Here is a 16,081-nt window from a genome sequence, read left to right on the forward strand (position 1 = left end):
CGGGGAGGCCCCCCGCCGGGAGCCCCGCCCCGCACCCCGCGCCCCGCGGGGACCGGCCGAACGGCCGATGCGGGGCGCGGGCGGGGTACGGCAGCCTTGACGGGTCCTCGACGACCCCGCCCCCCGAAGGGAGGCGTCATGCTGCACGCCCTCTACCTCCTCGGCATCGCCGCCTTCGCCGCCTCCGGCGTCCTCGCCGCACACCGCGCGAACATGGACCCCTTCGGCGGGCTCGTCCTCGCCTTCGCGGCCAGCATCTCCGGCGGGACCCTGCGCGACCTCATCCTCGACCGGCACCCGCTCTACTGGACGCACGACTGGCTGCTGCTCGTGCTCATTGCGTCCGTCGCCGTCGCCACCATGCTCTACCTGCGCCGCAGGGAGCTCCCGCAGCGCGCGCTCATGGTCGTCGATGCCGTCGGCCTCGCCGTCGTCACCGTGATCGGAGCCCGCGCCGCCATCGACGCGCACGTCACCCCCGTCGCCGTGCTCATTCTCGCCGTCCTGACGGGCGTCACCGGCGAGGTCGTCCGGGACGTGCTCTGCGGGGAGTTCCCGCCGCTGCTCCTGCGCGAGGAGGTGTACGCGACGGCCGCGGTCGCCGGGGCGCTCTCCTACCTCGGCCTGCACTGGGCCGGCGCCCCGGACACCGCCAACATCGTCGTGTCCGCCTCCCTGGTCTTCGCCCTGCGCATGACCGCCGTCTTCCGCGATCTGCACCTGCCCCGCCTCCAGCGCGCCGCCGGCTGATCCCTATCCTCGGCGGATGAACGCCTCCCTGACCCGGATCGACGCCGCGGCCCTGACCGCCCACCGCGAGGAACTCGCCGCGCTGCTCCTCGCCGTCGTACGCGGTGGTTCCTCCATCGGCTTCCTCGCCGACCTCGACCAGGGGGCGGCCGCCGCCTGGTGGGATTCCCTGCTGCCCGCACTGGAGGAGGGCTCCCTCGCCCTGTGGGTGTCCCGGGGGCCCGACGGCCGGGTCGACGGCACCATCAGCTGGAGCAGGGAGACCAAGGCGAACGGCCGCCACCGCGCCGAGGTCCGCAAGCTCATGGTCCACCCCGAGGCCCGCGGCCGCGGCACCGGCCGCGCGCTCCTCGACGAAGCCGAGGCCGCCGCGGCCCGCGCCGGGGTGGTGCTGCTGTTCCTGGACACCGAGAGCGGCAGCGGGGCCGAGCGGGTGTACCGCGCCGCCGGCTGGACCGAGGCCGGATCCATCCCCGACTACGCCACCGATCCGGCCGGCCGCCTGGTGGCGACCACCCTCTACTACAAGCACACCGAGCAGTAGGGGCGTTCCCGGTGACCTCGCCCGCCGCGCGGCGTTAGACCCGTAGCCACCGGCCACCGAGCGAGGGAGACCGTATGTACGCAAGCCCCGCCGCCGCACCACTCACCCGCCGCGCGTTCCTCCGTACCGCCTTCACCGCCGCCGTGTTCGCCGGCACGGCTGCGGCACTGGCCCCCGTACTGCGCGCCCGCCGTCCCCGGCAGACCCTCTCACCGGCCCCGCTGGCCCCGTTCGGCGAGGAGACGTACCGCGGCCGGCACATCGCCTTCGACCCGGAGGGGACCGCCGTTCGCATCGACGGCCGTCCCCTGCACGTCATGCGCCGCTCGGACGGCACGTACCTCAGCGGGATCAACCACTTCCAGTCCTACGCGACCCCGCTGGAGCTCGCCCGCGCGGCCGTTGACGAACTGGGCACCACTCAGCTGGCGTTCACCGCCGCGCACCACGGGGGACAGGAGTAGCACGCCGTGTACACCCGGCAGAACCAGAGGAACCTCACCAGTGCGCAGAAGAAGCGCTTCACGGCGGCCGTGATCGAGCTCAAGCGCAACGGCACCTACGACGCGTTGGTCCGCACCCACGACAAGTACTTCGTCCCCGACCGCGACCGCAAACTGCGCGTCGGTCACATGTCGCCGTCCTTCTTCCCCTGGCACCGGCGCTACCTGCTGGAGTTCGAACGCCGGCTCCAGAGCGTCGACCCGGGTGTCAGCATCCCCTACTGGGACTGGACCGTGGACAACAGCCCGGCCTCCTCCCTGTGGGCCGAGGACTTCCTCGGCGGGACCGGCCGCGAGAGCGACCGTCAGGTGATGACCGGCCCGTTCGCCTACGGGAAGGGCAACTGGACGGTCACGGTCGGCATCACGGAGGCCCGCTTCCTCACCCGCAACCTGGGCCGGCCGCAGAACCCGATCAGGCTGCCGGCCCCGGCCGAGCTCCAGTGGGCGATCGACGACCCGGCGTACGACAGCTCGCCCTGGGACTCGACGGCCGCCCGCGGCGGCTTCCGAAACAAGCTGGAGGGCTGGGCCGCCCCGAAGAGCGAGAAGTGGCGCAACCACAACAAGGTGCACCAGTGGATCGGCGGCCACATGACGGGCGGCACGGCGCCCAACGACCCGGCCTTCTGGCTGCACCACGCCTTCGTGGACCTTCTCTGGGACCGGTGGCAGCAGCGGCACCCGGGCTCCGGCTACCTGCCCGCGGCCCCGCTCGCGGTCGGCGACCTCCAGCGCGGCCGGGTCATCGCCCTCGACGAGCCGATGCCGCCGTGGGACGTCACCCCGCGCGAGATGCTGGGCCACCAGGGGCTCTACCGCTACGAGTGAGCCGCGGCCCCGGAACACGAGGAAGGGCCCCCGCCGTCCGGCGGGGGCCCTTCGGGTCACCAGGCGATTCAGCCGCCGTAGTTGCCCTCGGTGTGGTGGCCCTCGGTGTGGTGGCCGCCACCCGACTGGTTGATGCAGGTGTTGCCGAACGCCGGGTTCAGCAGACCGATCACGTTGACGGTGTTGCCGCAGACGTTGACCGGGACGTGAACCGGAACCTGGAGCAGGTTGCCCGAGAGGACACCGGGGGAGCCGACCGCCGCACCTTGCGCTCCGGCATCGGCAGCCGCCAGACCCGCGCCGGCGGCCAGGGCGCTACCGGCGGCAGCGGTGATGACGAATGCCTTCGCGATACGCGACATCAAGATCTCCTAAGAGGAAAAGGGGGTGCCGCAGCAACAGAGCCTGCGGCGTTTGACATGGCATACAACGCGGGGAGCGCCCAAGGGTCACGGCCGCTGGGCCGCCGGTGCTACCGGCCGGTCCCGAAGCGGGCGGAGGCGAAGTACGGGCGCACCGGTGTGACCGCGCCCGGCCGCAGCACCTCCACCGGGGTGCCCACGCAGCCCGGCTCCCGGTACAGGGCCACCGACCCGCGGGTCTTGTTCGTCACCGCCCGGCCGCCGCCGCCCTCGGCGTCCACGCAGCCCCGGGGAGCGTCGACGCCGTGCGGGCGGTCGTCCGTGCCCAGGTACTGGAAGGCGGGCCCGACGGCCGTCGGGGTCCCGAGGGCTGCCGTCGGGCCGTCGGCCGCGTACGCGGTGGTGCCGGCCGCCGCCCCGGCCGTGGCCGCGAGCAGCAGAACGGGGACCGATCCGGTACGGACGAGGCTCCGAATGGCAAGGGGGAGAGACATGGATCGCATGCTCCCCCAACCCGGCGGCCCGGGCGGGGTCACGCCTTGTCACCCCGCGCATGCCTGTGCGACCGTGCGACCGGCGCCGCACGGAACACCGGCTCCAGCCGCTCCAGGGGTTCCAGGAACCCCGGGCTCCCGACCCCAGGAGGACACGATGGCCGCACCGGCGAGCGAGACCCCCGACCGGGCCCGTCCCCGGGTCCGGACCGCCTACGGCGAGGTCGAGGGCCGGACCGGGCCGGGCGCCGTCGCCGTCTTCCGGGGCATCCCCTACGCCGCCGCGCCCGTCGGGGCCCGCCGGTTCGCCGCGCCCGAGCCCCCCGAGGCATGGGACGGCGTACGCGACGCGGGTGCGTACGGCCCCACCGCGCCCAAGGTGCCCTACCCCGAGGCGTTCGCCGCGCTGCTCCCGGACCCCGGGATCCCCGGGGACGACTGCCTGAACCTCAACGTGTGGACCCCCGCCCCCGTCGGCGAGGAGACGCCCTCCGCCCGGCTGCCGGTCATGGTGTGGATCCATGGCGGCGCCCTCACCCGCGGCTCCTCGGCCGTGCCCGTCTACGAGGGCTCCGCCTTCGCCCGGGACGGGGTGGTGCTCGTCTCCGTCAACTACCGGCTGGGCATCCTCGGCTACGGGCTCTTCCCCGACGCCCCCGCCAACCGGGGCCTGCTCGACCAGATCGCCGCCCTGACCTGGGTACGGGACAACATCGGAGCCTTCGGCGGCGACCCCTCCCGGGTCACCGTCTTCGGCGAGTCCGCCGGGGCCGTCAGCATCGGCGCGCTGCTCGCCGCACCCCGCGCCGCCGGCCTCTTCCACCAGGCCGTCCTGCAGAGCGGCGCCCCCGAAGTGCTGCCCCGGGACCGGGTGCGCACCATGGCCCGGCGGATGGCCGCGCTGCTCGGGGTGCCCGCCACCGCCGAGGCCTTCGCCGGGGCCTCGCTTCCCGATCTGCTCGCCGCCCAGGCGGCCGTACTGCGCCGTTCCTCACCGCTGGTCGGCGGCCCCGCCTTCGGCCTCGTCACCGACCCGGACACGCTGCCGCTCGACCCGCTCGAAGCCGCGGTTGCGGGCTGCGAGGTACCGCTGCTGCTGGGCTGGACCGCCGAGGAGTACCGGCTCTGGCTGGCCCCGACCGGTGCGATGCGGCTGCTGGACCGGCTGGGCCCGCTGTCCGTGGCCCTGGGCCGGATCCGCTCCGGCAAGGACCGGGCCGCGGTACGGGCGCTGCGCGCCGAGCGGCCCGGCGCCGGCCCGGCCGACCTCCTCGGCCACCTGCTCACCGACCGGCTGCTGCGCGACCCGCTGCGGGCGCTGGCGGGCGCGCCCGGGCGGAGCGCGCCGAGCTTCGTGTACGAGTTCGCGTGGCCGTCCGGGGTCCGGGGCCTCGGGTCCTGCCACGCCCTGGAACTGGGCTTCGTCTTCGACACCCTGGACGCACCCGAGGCGTCCTGGCTCACGGGGCCGGACGCCCCGCGGGAACTGGCCGCGCAGATGCACGCGGCCTGGGTGCGCTTCGCCGTCGAGGGGGACCCGGGCTGGGCGCCCTGGAAGGCCGACGGCCCGCCGATGGTGTTCGGCGGGCCGGGGCGCGAGGCGCCGGTGCGGGTCGGCGCACCGACTACTCGACGGGTCCTTCCATGACCTTGCTGATGAACTGGATCGGGCCCTCGCCCATGTTGGGCACATAGGTTTTGGCGTTGTGCTTGCCGCCCTGGATGACCTTCAGGTCGGTGTGGACGGGCCCCTTGCCGTAGGCGGCGATGAACTTCTGCACGTTCGGCAGGGTGTTCTTGTTGCTCTCGTTGGTGCCGACCTGGAAGGCCAGGTAGACGTCCGGGGCGCCCTTCTTGCCGGTCAGCGCCTTGGCGAGCAGCTCGGGGTTGTTCTCGGCCTTCTCCTTGTCGTGGCCCTTCCACAACGGGGAGTCGGGGACGATGTCGGGGCCGGAGCAGATCGCGGCCTTGAACTTCTCCGGGTACTTCAGCACGGCCTTCAGGCTGGCGAAGCCGCCGGTGGAGGAGCCCATGTAGGCCCAGCCGTCACGGGACTTGATCGTGCGGAAGTTCGCCCGCACCAGGTCCGGGACGTCGTCGGTCAGCCAGGTGCCCATCTTGGGCTGGCCCGGGATGTCGGAGCCGTCCCAGTAGATGCCCTTGTCGTCCGGGCCGGGGTTCAGCACCGGCATGACCAGGATGAAGGGCTTGCTCTTCCCCTCGGCGTACCACTTGCTGATGCTGGCCTGGAGGCCCAGGTCGGTGCCCATCCAGTAGTTGTTCGGGTAACCGGCGCCGCCGGGCAGCGCGACCATGACCGGGAAACCGCTCTTGGCGAACTTCGGGTCGCTGTACGCCTTGGGCGCCCACACCCAGACCTTGCCCTTGAACCCGGACTTCTTGCCGTCCAGGGTGGTGACGGCGACGTGCGTGCCGTCGGGCAGGGTCATCGAGTTCTTGAAGTCGGCCGCCGGACCGGTGGGCATCGACATCTTCGAGTGCGCCGGCGGCTTGGCGTCCGACGCCCCGCCGGTGTCGCCTCCGGCGGAGCCGCCGGGGGGCTGCTGCCCGAAGGAGACGGAGTCGCCCTTGTCGGTGAAGGGCGGTATCTCGTAGTGGCTCATCACGAGCGACGCGACGCCCGCGAGCGCGAGGACGGAGGCACCCGCGATCACCCACCGCCGGATCCGGGACGGACGGCGCGGCTCCTCGGGGAGCGGAGGGAGGGACTCCCCGCAGGACGGCGGATACGGCTGCCCGTACGGCTCGCCGTAGGGCTGCCCGTTCTGTTGCCCGTACGGCTCCCCGTAGGGCTGCCCGTTCTGCCGGCCGTAAGGCTCGCCGTAGGGCTGCTGCTGGTAGGGCCCTGCCGACCGGTACGGCTGGTGCTGTCCGTCGGGTGAGTGCGACATGTGCGGTTGCTCTCCGGCTTGGTGCTGACCCTGTTGGGGCGGGGTGGGACTGCTTTCGATCGAAAGATGAGCGTACGTGCTCGCGGGTTCCGGATTTTTCCGTCTTTTGAGGTTCCGCAGAGCAGGACATTGCCCGACGCGAAAACGGCCTGTGGAGTTCCTGTTCTGTTCGCCGAGAATCTCTGGCCCCTGTACATGCCGCTGGGTACGGTACGTCCGCGCCGCCCCAGACCACCCCCCTGCCCGGAGGTACTTCCGTGTTCGGCATGCCCATTTCACGGTCCCGCCGCAAGACCGCCCTCGCCACCGCCCTCGGCGTCACTGCCGCCGGCGCCGCGCTGTGGGCGGGCGTCGCCGCCGCTCAGCCCGCGCACGCGGCAGGCCCGAGCGGCACCGAGGCGCAGGGCTCGCCCTCGTCCAGACCGGGCAGGCCCTCGCCAGGTTCGCCGCCTCGCTGGGCTTCGGCGCTGCCTGGACGTTCTGGGGCGCCCGCCCCGCGCTGGCCGTCGCCGCCGCGCTACTGGCCGGGGCCGTCCTGCTCTGCGTCCGGCTGCGGCCGGCCGGCGCCGCGCTGGACGCCGGTCCGGAGGAAGGGCCGGACGCAGAGCCGGTTGCCGCAGCCCCCTGATCCCTCCCGCAGATCCCGAAAGGCCCCCACACATGCCCCTCAAACGCCGGATCCTGATACTCGTCTGCGCCGTCGTCCTGCTCGCCGCGATCGGAGCGCTCGCCGTCGTACGGGCCTCCTCGCGCGCCGACGAGAAGAACCGGGCCCAGGCCGGCGGGCCGGTGATCGCCCCGGGCGCGGTGTCCCTCGCCCCGGGCGACGGCGGCCGGCGGATCGTGTTCCGGAACATGGCCTGGGGGCCGCACCGCGACGAGCTCGCCACCACGCCGGCCGCCGCACCCGAAGGGCCTCGTACCGCCTCCGGGGTCAGCTGCCTGCGCTTCCACTCCGCCGCCGGCACCGGGATCTGCCTCCAGGCCGACAAGGGCGCGGTGCAGGACAGCTACAAGGCCGTGGTCCTCGACGCGCGACTGAAGGAGGTCGCCGGCCGTCCGCTGGCCGGCATCCCGACCCGGGCCAGGGTCTCGCCCGGCGGCCACCTGGCCGCCTGGACGGTCTTCGTGGGCGGGGACTCGTACGCGGGCACGAACTTCTCGACCCGGACCTCGCTGCTGGACCTGCGCACCGGGAAGTACGACGCCTCCCTGGAGGACTTCGCGATCCACAAGGACGGCAAGACGTACCGCAACGCGGACGTCAACTTCTGGGGGGTCACCTTCGCCGCCGACGAGCGGACCTTCTACGCCACGCTCGCGACCGGCGGCCAGACCTACCTGGTCCGCGGCGACCTCGCGGCGCGCACGGTCACCACGCTGCGCGAGAACCTCGAATGCCCGTCCCTGTCGCCCGACGGGACCCGGCTGGTGTTCAAGAAGCGGGTGTCCGGCCTGTCGCCGGACGCGCCGTGGCGGCTGTACGTCCTGGACCTCGCCTCGATGGCGGAGGCCCCGCTCGCCGAGGAGCGCAGCGTCGACGACCAGGTGGTGTGGACGGACGACAGGACCGTCGTCTACTCCCTGCCCGGTGACTTCGGCGCCGACCTCTACTCGCTGCCCGCCGACGGCAGCGGCGCCCCGGCCCGGTTCATGACGTCGGCCCTCGCCCCCGCCTTCCTCGGCTGACACCGGGAAGAGGGGGCGGGGGCCGCTCGCCGTCCGAGCGGAAGGACCGTTACGCCGGGATGAGCGTTTTGCGCCGCCGCTTGCGCTGCGCGACCGCCGACATCCTGAGCTCGATGACCGACCTCACGGTCGGCCACTCCTCGTCGAGGATCGAGAAGAAGGCCGTACTGCGGACCGCGCCGTCCAGGCCCCGCGAATGGGCCCGGCGGACCCCTTCGCTGGTGAACCCGAGCCGTTCCATGGCGGCTTGGGACCGGCCGTTGCGGGCGTCCGCGCGCAGCGAGATGCGCCGGACGCCCCAGGTTTCGAAGGCGTGACGGAGCATGAGCAGCTTCGCCTCGGTGTTGATGCCGGTGCCCTGGGCCCCGGGGGACAGCCAGGTATTGCCGATCTCGGCGGCATCGGGGATCGCCGTCGCCGGATCGCCGAACGGGACGCCGGGCACGGCGGGCCACACCAGCGGCCCCTGCCAGTAGTCCAGTTCCAGGAAACGGGTCGAACCGACCACCCGCCCATCGGTGGCTCTGACCACCGCGAACGGGAGCGACCGACCCGCCGCCTGATCGGCGAGGGCACGTTCGATGTACTCGTGGGACGCCTGCACGCCGTGGGGTACGGGGGTGAAGGCGTAAGTCGTACGATCCTCGGCCCCGGCACGGGCCAGGGCCTCGGTGTGGTGGGGGGCGAGGGGCTCAAGCCGCACGCTGCGGCCGGCGAGGAGTACGGGTACGGGCACGGAGCCTTCGGTCCTTCTGGGCGGTGGGGTGGTTGCACAGTCTGCGTCCCTGACGTCGCCCCCAGTGCAAAACACGGGTGAAAGGCAACGGGCTGTCAGGTGAACGCGAGTGGCTCAATGTAGCCCCTTAGAGTCCTCCCATGAACCCCCTGAATGGCAATGGCGCGACACTCTTTTTCGAGGACTCGGGGCCGCGTGGCGGCGCCCCCGTAATCCTGATCCACGGGCATCCGTTCAACCACTCGATGTGGCATCCCCAGACGGCCGCATTGACCACGGCCGGCTATCGCGTGATCACCCCTGACCTGCGGGGATACGGGCAAAGCCCGGTTCTGCCGGGCACAACGCTGCTTGCGGACTTCGCCGACGACATCGCTGCTCTGCTCGACCGTCTGGGCATCGAACAAGCGGTCGTCGGCGGTGTGTCCATGGGAGGACAGATCGCCATGGAGATGCGCTTGCGCCACCCGGGTCGGGTGCGGGCCCTCGTCCTCTCCGACACTTCCGCTCCGGCGGAAACCCAGGAGGGTAAAACCTTCCGCCGAAACCTTGCCGAGCGGCTCCTCGAAGAGGGGATGAAGCCCTATACCGACGAGGTCATCGACAAGATGCTGGCGCCGTACAACGTGACGGGAATGCCGCAGGCGGCGGCCGAGGTCACCGCGATGATGTACGCGACCGCCCCCGAGGGGGCGGCCGCCGCACTGCGCGGGCGGGCCGAACGGCCCGACTACGCGCCGGTGCTCGCGGCGCTGCCGGCCGAGGTGCCCTGCCTGATCGTGGTCGGCCGGGACGATGTCTACACCCCGGTCGCCGAGGCCGAGTCCCTGCACGCGCTGGTCCCGCACTCGGTGCTCACCGTGGTCGAGCGGGCCGGTCACCTGCCGGGCGTGGAGCAGCCGGAGGCCTTCAACCGGGCACTGCTGGAGTTCCTCGCGGGAATCTGACGGCCGCGCGCGGCCCCCGACGCGCCCCGGACGGGCAAAGGACTGCCCGGGCCGGGGCTTTCGGCTGTCCGGCGGGTGCCGAACGGGGCTACCGCGCGCCGGACGGGCGGTGTCAGTCTGTCTGCAGGGTGGTGCGCAGCCGGTAGCGGTCGCCGCTGTACTCCACCGTGGACAGCAGCAGCGGCCGCTGGTCCTTGGTGTACACCGTCTGGTCGAGTACGAGTACGGGCGCGCCCTCGGCGATGCCCAGGTGTCCGGCGAGCTCCCCGTCGGCGTTGCGCGCCTCGATGGTCGCCTCGGCGCGGTCGGGCTCGACGCCCCAGCGGTGCAGTTCCTCGAAGAGGGAGGTCTCGCGGAAGTCGGTGCGGGCGAGGTCGGGCGCGAGTTCGGCGACGACCAGGGTCCGGTCGACGGCGATCCGGACGTCGTTGAGCAGACGGACCCGCTCCAGGCGGAGCAGCGGGGTGCCGGCGGGCACGTCGAGGCGGTCGGCGTCGTCCAGGGAAGCGGTGACGGTGTCGTGGCGCAGGACCACCGAGCTGGCGCGCATGTGCTTGCGGCGCGCGGTGGCGGTGAAGGACTCCAGGTCCTTGGGCCACTCGCGGGCCGGCGTGGGCGCCACGGGCGCCGCGACGAACCAGCCGCGTCCGTGGGACGCGGTGACCAGGCCCTGTTCGACGAGGTGGGCGAGCGCGCGGCGCAGGGTGACGCGGGAGACGTCCAGCCGGGTGCACAGCTCGCGCTCGGGCGGCAGCTTGCTGCCCTCGGACAGGCCGCGGTGGGCGATCTCCTCGCGGATCCGGTCCGCGGCCTGGGCCCACAGGGGGTCCGCGGCGCGGGCGGTCGAGGTGATCGAGGAGGCGGCGGCGAGGGCGGCGTCGTCGGTCATGGATCGAACCATACCACTTGCTACCACTTCATCCGGCTTCAGGCCTGGCGGGGTTGGGACCTAAGCCCTCATCTTGATATTTTCTGTAAGACCACGGAAGACCACCGTTGACCAATTCAAAACCACTGGCTACCTTCGAGTCGTCCCCACCACCCCGCTCGACGAGGAGTCCCGAGATGAGTACGGCCACTGTTCCGGCCACCGCGCCGGCTGCCGGAAAGAGGCCGGGCCGGATCATGCCGGTCATGCAGCGGATCGGCCGCAGCCTGATGCTGCCCGTGGCCACGCTGCCGGCCGCGGCCCTGCTGACCCGCCTCGGCGGCCACGACCTGCTGGGCCGCGAGAACTTCCCGGTGCTCGTGCAGAAGCTCGCGATGGTGCTGTCGGCGGCCGGAGACACCGTCTTCGCCAACCTGCCGCTGCTCTTCGCGGTCGGTGTGGCCATCGGCTTCGCCAAGAAGTCCGACGGCTCCACCGCACTGGCGGCCGTGGTCGGCTACCTGGTCTTCAAGGCCGTACTCGCCAGCCCGGCCTTCCCCAAGGGCGTGGACGGCGAACCCCTCGACGCCAAGGTCCTCGGCGGCATCGTGATGGGCCTGGTCGCCGCCCTCCTCTACCAGCGCTTCAGCCGTACCAAACTGCCCGAGTGGCTCGGCTTCTTCGGCGGCCGCAGACTGGTGCCCATCCTCAGCGCCTTCGCGGGCGTCGGCATCGGAGTGGTATTCGGAGTGGTCTGGCCCACGGTCGGCAGCTGGTTCTTCCACTTCGGCGAGTGGCTGGTCGGCACCGGCGCCTGGGGCGCGGGCCTCTTCGGCCTCGTCGTCCGGGCCCTCATCCCCATCGGGATGCACCACTTCTTCTCGGTCTTCCCCTGGTTCGAGGCGGGCAGCTTCGTCAACCCGGCCACCGGCACCGAGGTGCACGGGGACATCGCCCGCTTCCTCGCCGGAGACCCGACCGCGGGCCAGTTCATGACCGGCGGCTTCCCGATCTACATGTTCGCGCTCCCGGCGGCCGCCATGGCCATCGCGCACACCGCCCGCCCCGAGAACCGCGTCATGGTCAAGGGCATGATGATCTCCGTCGCCCTGACCTCCTTCGTCACCGGCGTGACCGAGCCCATCGAGTTCGCCTTCATGTTCGTGGCCCCGGTGCTCTACGCGATCCACGCCTTCCTCTTCGGCGTCTCGATGGCCGTCTGCTACGCCCTCGGCATCCGTGACGGCTTCGGCTTCTCCTCCGGCGCCATCGACTACGTCGTGAACTACGGCATCGCCACCAAGCCCTGGATGCTCATCCCGATCGGCCTGGCCTTCGCCGCCCTCTACTACGTGCTCTTCCGCTGGGCGATCGTGAGGTTCGACCTCCCGACCCCGGGCCGCGAACGCGACGAGGAGTCCCAGCCGGCCGCCAGGGCCGACGCCTCCGCCTGACCCCGCGCCGAGCGCCGGCCGCTTCCGGGCCGACGGCCCCGCCGCCCCGCGCGGACGGCCCCGCGCCGATCGTCCCGCCCCGCCCGAATGCCCCGCCCCCGGCCCGCCGTACCGGCGGGGGCGCCGCGACCCCACACACCTCCCAAGGACCCCCACCATGTCCGGATCCCGCATCACGTTCCTCGAAGGCCAGGCCGGCCAGGGCGCAGCCCTCGCCCGGATCGCCGACCGCGTCCGCACCCAGCTCGCCTCCCCGGATCTCGCCGGGCTACGGGCCTCCGAGCGCCCCCTCTTCACCGGCATCGGAGCCTCGTACGCCGCCCTCGCCGTCCCCGTACAGCAGCTGCGCGAGGCGGGGATCGTCACCCAGCGCGTACTGTCCAGCGAGATCGAGACCGGCACCGCCGGCTTCGACACCGACTGCCTGATCGCCGTCTCCCAGGGCGGCCGCAGCTCCGAGACCATCGCCGCCTTCGAATGCGCCGCCCCCGGCATCACGAAGACAGCACTGCTCAACGTGGTCCCCTCGCCGCTCGGCGACCTCGCCGACCTCACCGTGGACCTCGGCAACGAGGCCGACTCGTACGCCTCGACCATCGGCTACACCGGCACCATCGTCGCCCTCGACCTCATCGCCGGGGCCGTCGCGGGCCGCGCCGGTGACCCGTGGGGCGAGATCGAGGAGCAGACCACCGCGGTCCACCACCAGGCCACCGAAATCGTGGCGGGCCTGCGGGAGCGCGGCGCCCTCTGCATCGCCTCCGACGGCGTGGCGGCCGGGGCCTCCCGGGCCTCCGCCGAAGAGGGCGCGCTGCTCCTGCGCGAGGTGGTGCGGATGACCGCGGCCGCCTCGGCGACCCGCAACTACCTGCACGGCGAGATGGAGTCGGCGGGCAACACCCTCCACCTCGTCTACGGTGACGGCCGCGAGACCGAGCTGGCCCGTTCGCTGGCGGGCGCGGGCCACCTCACGCTGCTGATCACGGCGGCGGAGGTGGAGCCGGCGGACAGCCTGTCCGTCGTCCGCCTGCCCGAGGTCGCGGACGCGGTCCGGGTGGTCCTGGAGACGGTGGTCCTGCAGGAGCTGGTCGCCCAGCTCAGCGCCGAGCGGGACGTCCCGATCGAGTCCTTCGTCTTCGCCAACGACGACACCAAGCAGGGCGGCCTCGACATGTCCGACTTCGAGGTCGCGGACTTCACCCAGGCCTGACCCCCGGGCGCCGGCGCCACGACCCGCGGATCCTCCGGATCCCGCGGGTCGTGGCGTTCGTTCGTGCAGGGCTCCGCCGCACGCGCCGCCGCGTCCCCGGCGCGGAGCGGCCCGGCGCCGACCTGAGATCATCACCGGACGGACCCCCGCACGAGGGACCCCTTCACGATGGACGGAGCCCGGGATGGACGGCGTACTGCGGCAGTTGGGTTCCGTCGGGCCGTTCTTCACCGTGGCGTACGGGAAGGAGCCGCCCGGGAGCGGTTTCCGGCCGCTCGGCGAGCTGTACGGGGAGCAGCTCGGGCCCTACGTCGACGAGGTGGGGCGCCGTATCGGCAGCGGGCCGGGTCGGGTGGCCGCCTCGACGGCGCAGTTCGGGATCGCCTCCCGGCTCTGGTCGCTCGCCCTCGGCTGCGCCGTCCTGTCCGGGCGGGTGCCGGACCTGGGTCCCGACCGCCTGTGGTGGCGACTGCCCGCTGCGGGGTCGCTGGAGCTGTGGCTGCCCGAGCCCGTCGAACAGCCCGGGGAAACCCCGGCGCAGGCCCTGGCGGACACGGTGCTCGCCAACGTGGCGGTGCTCGACGCGAGGCTGCGCGAGCGGTTCGGCGTCTCGCCCCGGGTGCTGCGCGGCAACGTGGCCTCCGGGCTGGTCGGCGCCGTCCGGGTGCTCACCGACCGGGTGCCGGGGGAGGAGGCGGCCGCCCTCGCGGCCGCGCTGCTCGCCGACGGCGGCCCGCTCGGCGGGACCGGCACCTTCGTCCACGAACCCGGCCTCGGGGTGGCGTTCGTGCGCCGCAGCTGCTGTCTGTACTACAAGGTGCCGGGCGGCGGGCTCTGCGGGGACTGCGTACTGCGGACCCGGTAGCCGGAAGGGGCCACCGGGGCGCGGTCGTACCGCTCCCCGATGGCCCCGTGGTGCCCCTGATCAGAAGGTCAGGTTCCAGGCGTCGATCTTGCCGATGTCCGAGTTGGCGTTGTCGTTCACACGGAGGGTCCAGACGCCGTTCGCGACCTCGCTGGAGGCGTTGACGGTGTAGGTCTGGAGGATGTTGTCCGTGCTGCCGCCGGCCCGGTTGCTCAGGACGTAGACCGAGCCGTCCGGAGCCACGAGGTCGACCTTGAGGTCACCGATGTAGGTGTGCTTGATGTCCACGCCCACCTTGAGGGTGGCCGGCGCGTTGCCGGTCACCCCGCTGACCGTGATGGCACTGTTCACGGTCGCGTTGTCGGTGATCGCGACATCGGTGAGGTTCTCGAAGTACTTGCCGGGCGGCGGCGTCGAACCGCCGACCGCCTTCAGCGCGTCGACCTGGCCCTCGCCGAAGAAGCCGTTGTTGGCGGTGGTCCCGGTGCAGCGGGTGTCCGACGGGCAGGCGATGTCGTTGGCCTGGGTGGCCAGCTTGTCGCGCATCTGCGCCGGGGTGATGCCCGGGTTGGCACTGGCGATGAGCGCCGCGACGCCCACGACGTGCGGGGTGGCCATCGAGGTGCCGCTCTTGGTGCTGTAACCGCCGCCAGGCGCGGTGGAGTAGACGTTGCTGCCCGGCGCCGCGACGTCGATGACGCCCTGGCCGAAGTTGGAGAACGAGGCCTTGGTGACACCGGTGCCGTTGGCCGCGACCGTGACCACGCCCGGGAGTTCGGTCGGGATGTCGAGGCAGGCGTTGGTGATGGTCCGGGTGGTCGGGTTCGAGTCGTTGGGGCTCGCCGAGTCGGTGGTCTTGTGGGCGAGGTCGTAGTTCTCGTTGCCCGCCGCGGCGACCTGGAGGGAGCCCTTGCTCTCCGCGTACTCCTGGGCGCGCTTGACGCCCTCGATGATCGCGGCCTGGTCGATGTTGTCCGGGCAGTTGAACTGCCACGGGTCCGTGTAATAGCTGTTGTTGGTGACCTTGAACCCGTGGTCGCCGGACCATACGAAGGCGCAGATGGTGTTCTCGGCGAAGAAGAAGGAGTTGCCCGGCTCGGCCACGCGGACCGAGGAGATCTTCACGCCGGGGGCCACGCCGACGACGCCCTTGCCGTTCTTGGCGGCGGCGACGGTGCCCGCCACGTGCGTGCCGTGGGTGTCCACGTCGCGCCAGGCGCCGACGCGGGTGTCGGGCTTGCCGTACGCGCAGGAGGCGGAGTCGGCGGCGTTGAAGTTCGGCGCCAGGTCCTGGTGCTGGTCGTCGACGCCCGTGTCCAGGATGCCGACCTTGACGGAGGCCGAGCCGGTGGTCACGGCCCAGGCCTGGTCGGCCTTGATCTGGCTCATGTCCACGCGTACGGGCTCGCCCGTGGGGGTCGTCGACTGGGACGGGTTGGCGGGCAGCGCCGGGTTGTAGGCGTCGGCCGGGACGTCCGAGGTGCGGGTCGCGCCGACCTTCTGGACACCGCTGACCCCGCGCATGGTGGCCGCGAAGGTCGAGGAGGTCGAGTGGGCGACGATCACGCCGATGGAGTCGTAGTACGAGAAGACCGTGCCGCCGTTCGACGTGACGGCGGAGCGGACCGCCGAGCTGTCACCGGCTGCGGTGATCACCAGGTAGGCGCGGGTGCCGGCAGCCCAGGTCGCACTCTGGGAAGCCGGCGCCGCGGCCGGGGCCTTGGCGGGTGCGGAGGCGGTCGGGATGCCCGCCGGGGAGACGGGCGCCGTGCCGGCGAGCGCGGCGGGAGTCCCGAAGGCCAGCGCGCCCAGGGCGGCCGCCAGTACGAGGGTGCGGCGAGGTCGGCTGGATATGTGGGGTATCAATGCGTCCTCCGATGACGGCCCCGCGGTGCGGGTGGCACCTACCGGGCCGT

General features: G+C 72.4%; 17 protein-coding genes. 11 read left to right on the top strand and 6 right to left on the bottom strand.

Features of this window, described 5'->3' with window-relative positions:
- Positions 1–138: 138 nt before the first annotated feature.
- From OTB20_RS30170 to OTB20_RS30185, 4 genes are all read left to right on the top strand, one after another.
- On the top strand, positions 139–750 hold the full coding sequence (locus tag OTB20_RS30170) for a trimeric intracellular cation channel family protein (RefSeq protein WP_267822301.1): 612 nt from the start codon (positions 139–141) through the stop codon (positions 748–750).
- A 16-nt stretch (positions 751–766) separates the two neighbouring features.
- Positions 767–1,294, top strand: a complete 528-nt coding sequence (locus OTB20_RS30175; protein WP_267822302.1) for a GNAT family N-acetyltransferase — start codon at positions 767–769, stop codon at positions 1,292–1,294.
- Positions 1,295–1,368: 74 nt separating this feature from the next.
- The gene (locus OTB20_RS30180) at positions 1,369–1,758 is read left to right on the top strand and encodes a tyrosinase family oxidase copper chaperone (RefSeq protein ID WP_267822304.1); all 390 of its coding nucleotides are present in this window, start codon (positions 1,369–1,371) and stop codon (positions 1,756–1,758) included.
- Positions 1,759–1,764: 6 nt separating this feature from the next.
- Positions 1,765–2,628: a tyrosinase family protein gene (locus OTB20_RS30185; RefSeq protein ID WP_267822306.1), complete on the top strand. Its 864-nt coding sequence runs from the start codon at positions 1,765–1,767 to the stop codon at positions 2,626–2,628.
- A 68-nt stretch (positions 2,629–2,696) separates the two neighbouring features.
- On the opposite strand, the gene OTB20_RS30190 is transcribed toward OTB20_RS30185, so the two are convergent.
- The gene (locus OTB20_RS30190; protein WP_267822308.1) at positions 2,697–2,990 is read right to left on the bottom strand and encodes a chaplin; all 294 of its coding nucleotides are present in this window, start codon (positions 2,988–2,990) and stop codon (positions 2,697–2,699) included.
- Positions 2,991–3,100: 110 nt separating this feature from the next.
- Positions 3,101–3,484, bottom strand: coding sequence for a hypothetical protein (locus OTB20_RS30195; protein ID WP_267822310.1), 384 nt, complete (start codon positions 3,482–3,484; stop codon positions 3,101–3,103).
- A 157-nt stretch (positions 3,485–3,641) separates the two neighbouring features.
- Here OTB20_RS30195 and OTB20_RS30200 point away from each other — a divergent pair, with 157 nt between their 5' ends.
- Positions 3,642–5,132, top strand: coding sequence for a carboxylesterase/lipase family protein (locus tag OTB20_RS30200; RefSeq protein WP_267822311.1), 1,491 nt, complete (start codon positions 3,642–3,644; stop codon positions 5,130–5,132).
- Here OTB20_RS30200 and OTB20_RS30205 read toward each other — a convergent pair.
- Entirely contained in the window at positions 5,110–6,396 is a 1,287-nt protein-coding gene (locus OTB20_RS30205) for an alpha/beta hydrolase (RefSeq protein ID WP_267822313.1), read from the bottom strand. The genes OTB20_RS30200 and OTB20_RS30205 overlap by 23 nt on opposite strands.
- A gap of 340 nt (positions 6,397–6,736) precedes the next feature.
- Between OTB20_RS30205 and OTB20_RS30210 the strand changes: the two genes are divergently transcribed.
- Both OTB20_RS30210 and OTB20_RS30215 read left to right on the top strand, forming a co-directional pair.
- Positions 6,737–7,024 (top strand): hypothetical protein, encoded by a 288-nt coding sequence (locus OTB20_RS30210; RefSeq protein ID WP_420716516.1) that lies wholly within the window; start codon positions 6,737–6,739, stop codon positions 7,022–7,024.
- Between the two features lie 32 nt (positions 7,025–7,056).
- Positions 7,057–8,085, top strand: a complete 1,029-nt coding sequence (locus tag OTB20_RS30215; RefSeq protein WP_267822314.1) for a TolB-like translocation protein — start codon at positions 7,057–7,059, stop codon at positions 8,083–8,085.
- A 49-nt stretch (positions 8,086–8,134) separates the two neighbouring features.
- Here OTB20_RS30215 and OTB20_RS30220 read toward each other — a convergent pair whose 3' ends face one another.
- Positions 8,135–8,821 carry a GNAT family N-acetyltransferase gene (locus tag OTB20_RS30220; RefSeq protein ID WP_267822316.1) on the bottom strand — a complete coding sequence of 229 codons (687 nt, stop codon included), beginning with the start codon at positions 8,819–8,821 and terminating at the stop codon, positions 8,135–8,137.
- Positions 8,822–8,961: 140 nt separating this feature from the next.
- Between OTB20_RS30220 and OTB20_RS30225 the strand changes: the two genes are divergently transcribed.
- Complete coding sequence (locus tag OTB20_RS30225; RefSeq protein ID WP_267822318.1) at positions 8,962–9,768, top strand: alpha/beta fold hydrolase; 807 nt, start codon at positions 8,962–8,964, stop codon at positions 9,766–9,768.
- 112 nt (positions 9,769–9,880) lie between these two features.
- Here the strand turns inward: OTB20_RS30225 and OTB20_RS30230 are convergent, their stop codons facing one another.
- On the bottom strand, positions 9,881–10,657 hold the full coding sequence (locus OTB20_RS30230) for a GntR family transcriptional regulator (RefSeq protein ID WP_267822320.1): 777 nt from the start codon (positions 10,655–10,657) through the stop codon (positions 9,881–9,883).
- Positions 10,658–10,833: 176 nt separating this feature from the next.
- On the opposite strand from OTB20_RS30230, the gene OTB20_RS30235 reads away from it, so the two are divergent.
- The 3 genes from OTB20_RS30235 (at position 10,834) to OTB20_RS30245 (ending at position 14,165) form a co-directional block, all read left to right on the top strand.
- Positions 10,834–12,090: a PTS transporter subunit EIIC gene (locus tag OTB20_RS30235; RefSeq protein ID WP_267822322.1), complete on the top strand. Its 1,257-nt coding sequence runs from the start codon at positions 10,834–10,836 to the stop codon at positions 12,088–12,090.
- 157 nt (positions 12,091–12,247) lie between these two features.
- Complete coding sequence (locus OTB20_RS30240) at positions 12,248–13,300, top strand: SIS domain-containing protein (protein WP_267822324.1); 1,053 nt, start codon at positions 12,248–12,250, stop codon at positions 13,298–13,300.
- Positions 13,301–13,484: 184 nt separating this feature from the next.
- Positions 13,485–14,165, top strand: a complete 681-nt coding sequence (locus OTB20_RS30245; protein ID WP_267822326.1) for a (2Fe-2S)-binding protein — start codon at positions 13,485–13,487, stop codon at positions 14,163–14,165.
- A 60-nt stretch (positions 14,166–14,225) separates the two neighbouring features.
- On the opposite strand, the gene OTB20_RS30250 is transcribed toward OTB20_RS30245, so the two are convergent.
- On the bottom strand, positions 14,226–16,031 hold the full coding sequence (locus OTB20_RS30250; protein WP_267822328.1) for a S8 family serine peptidase: 1,806 nt from the start codon (positions 16,029–16,031) through the stop codon (positions 14,226–14,228).
- Positions 16,032–16,081: the final 50 nt, after the last annotated feature.

The sequence above is a fragment of the Streptomyces sp. H27-H1 genome (genome assembly GCF_026627445.1).
Taxonomy (GTDB): domain Bacteria; phylum Actinomycetota; class Actinomycetes; order Streptomycetales; family Streptomycetaceae; genus Streptomyces.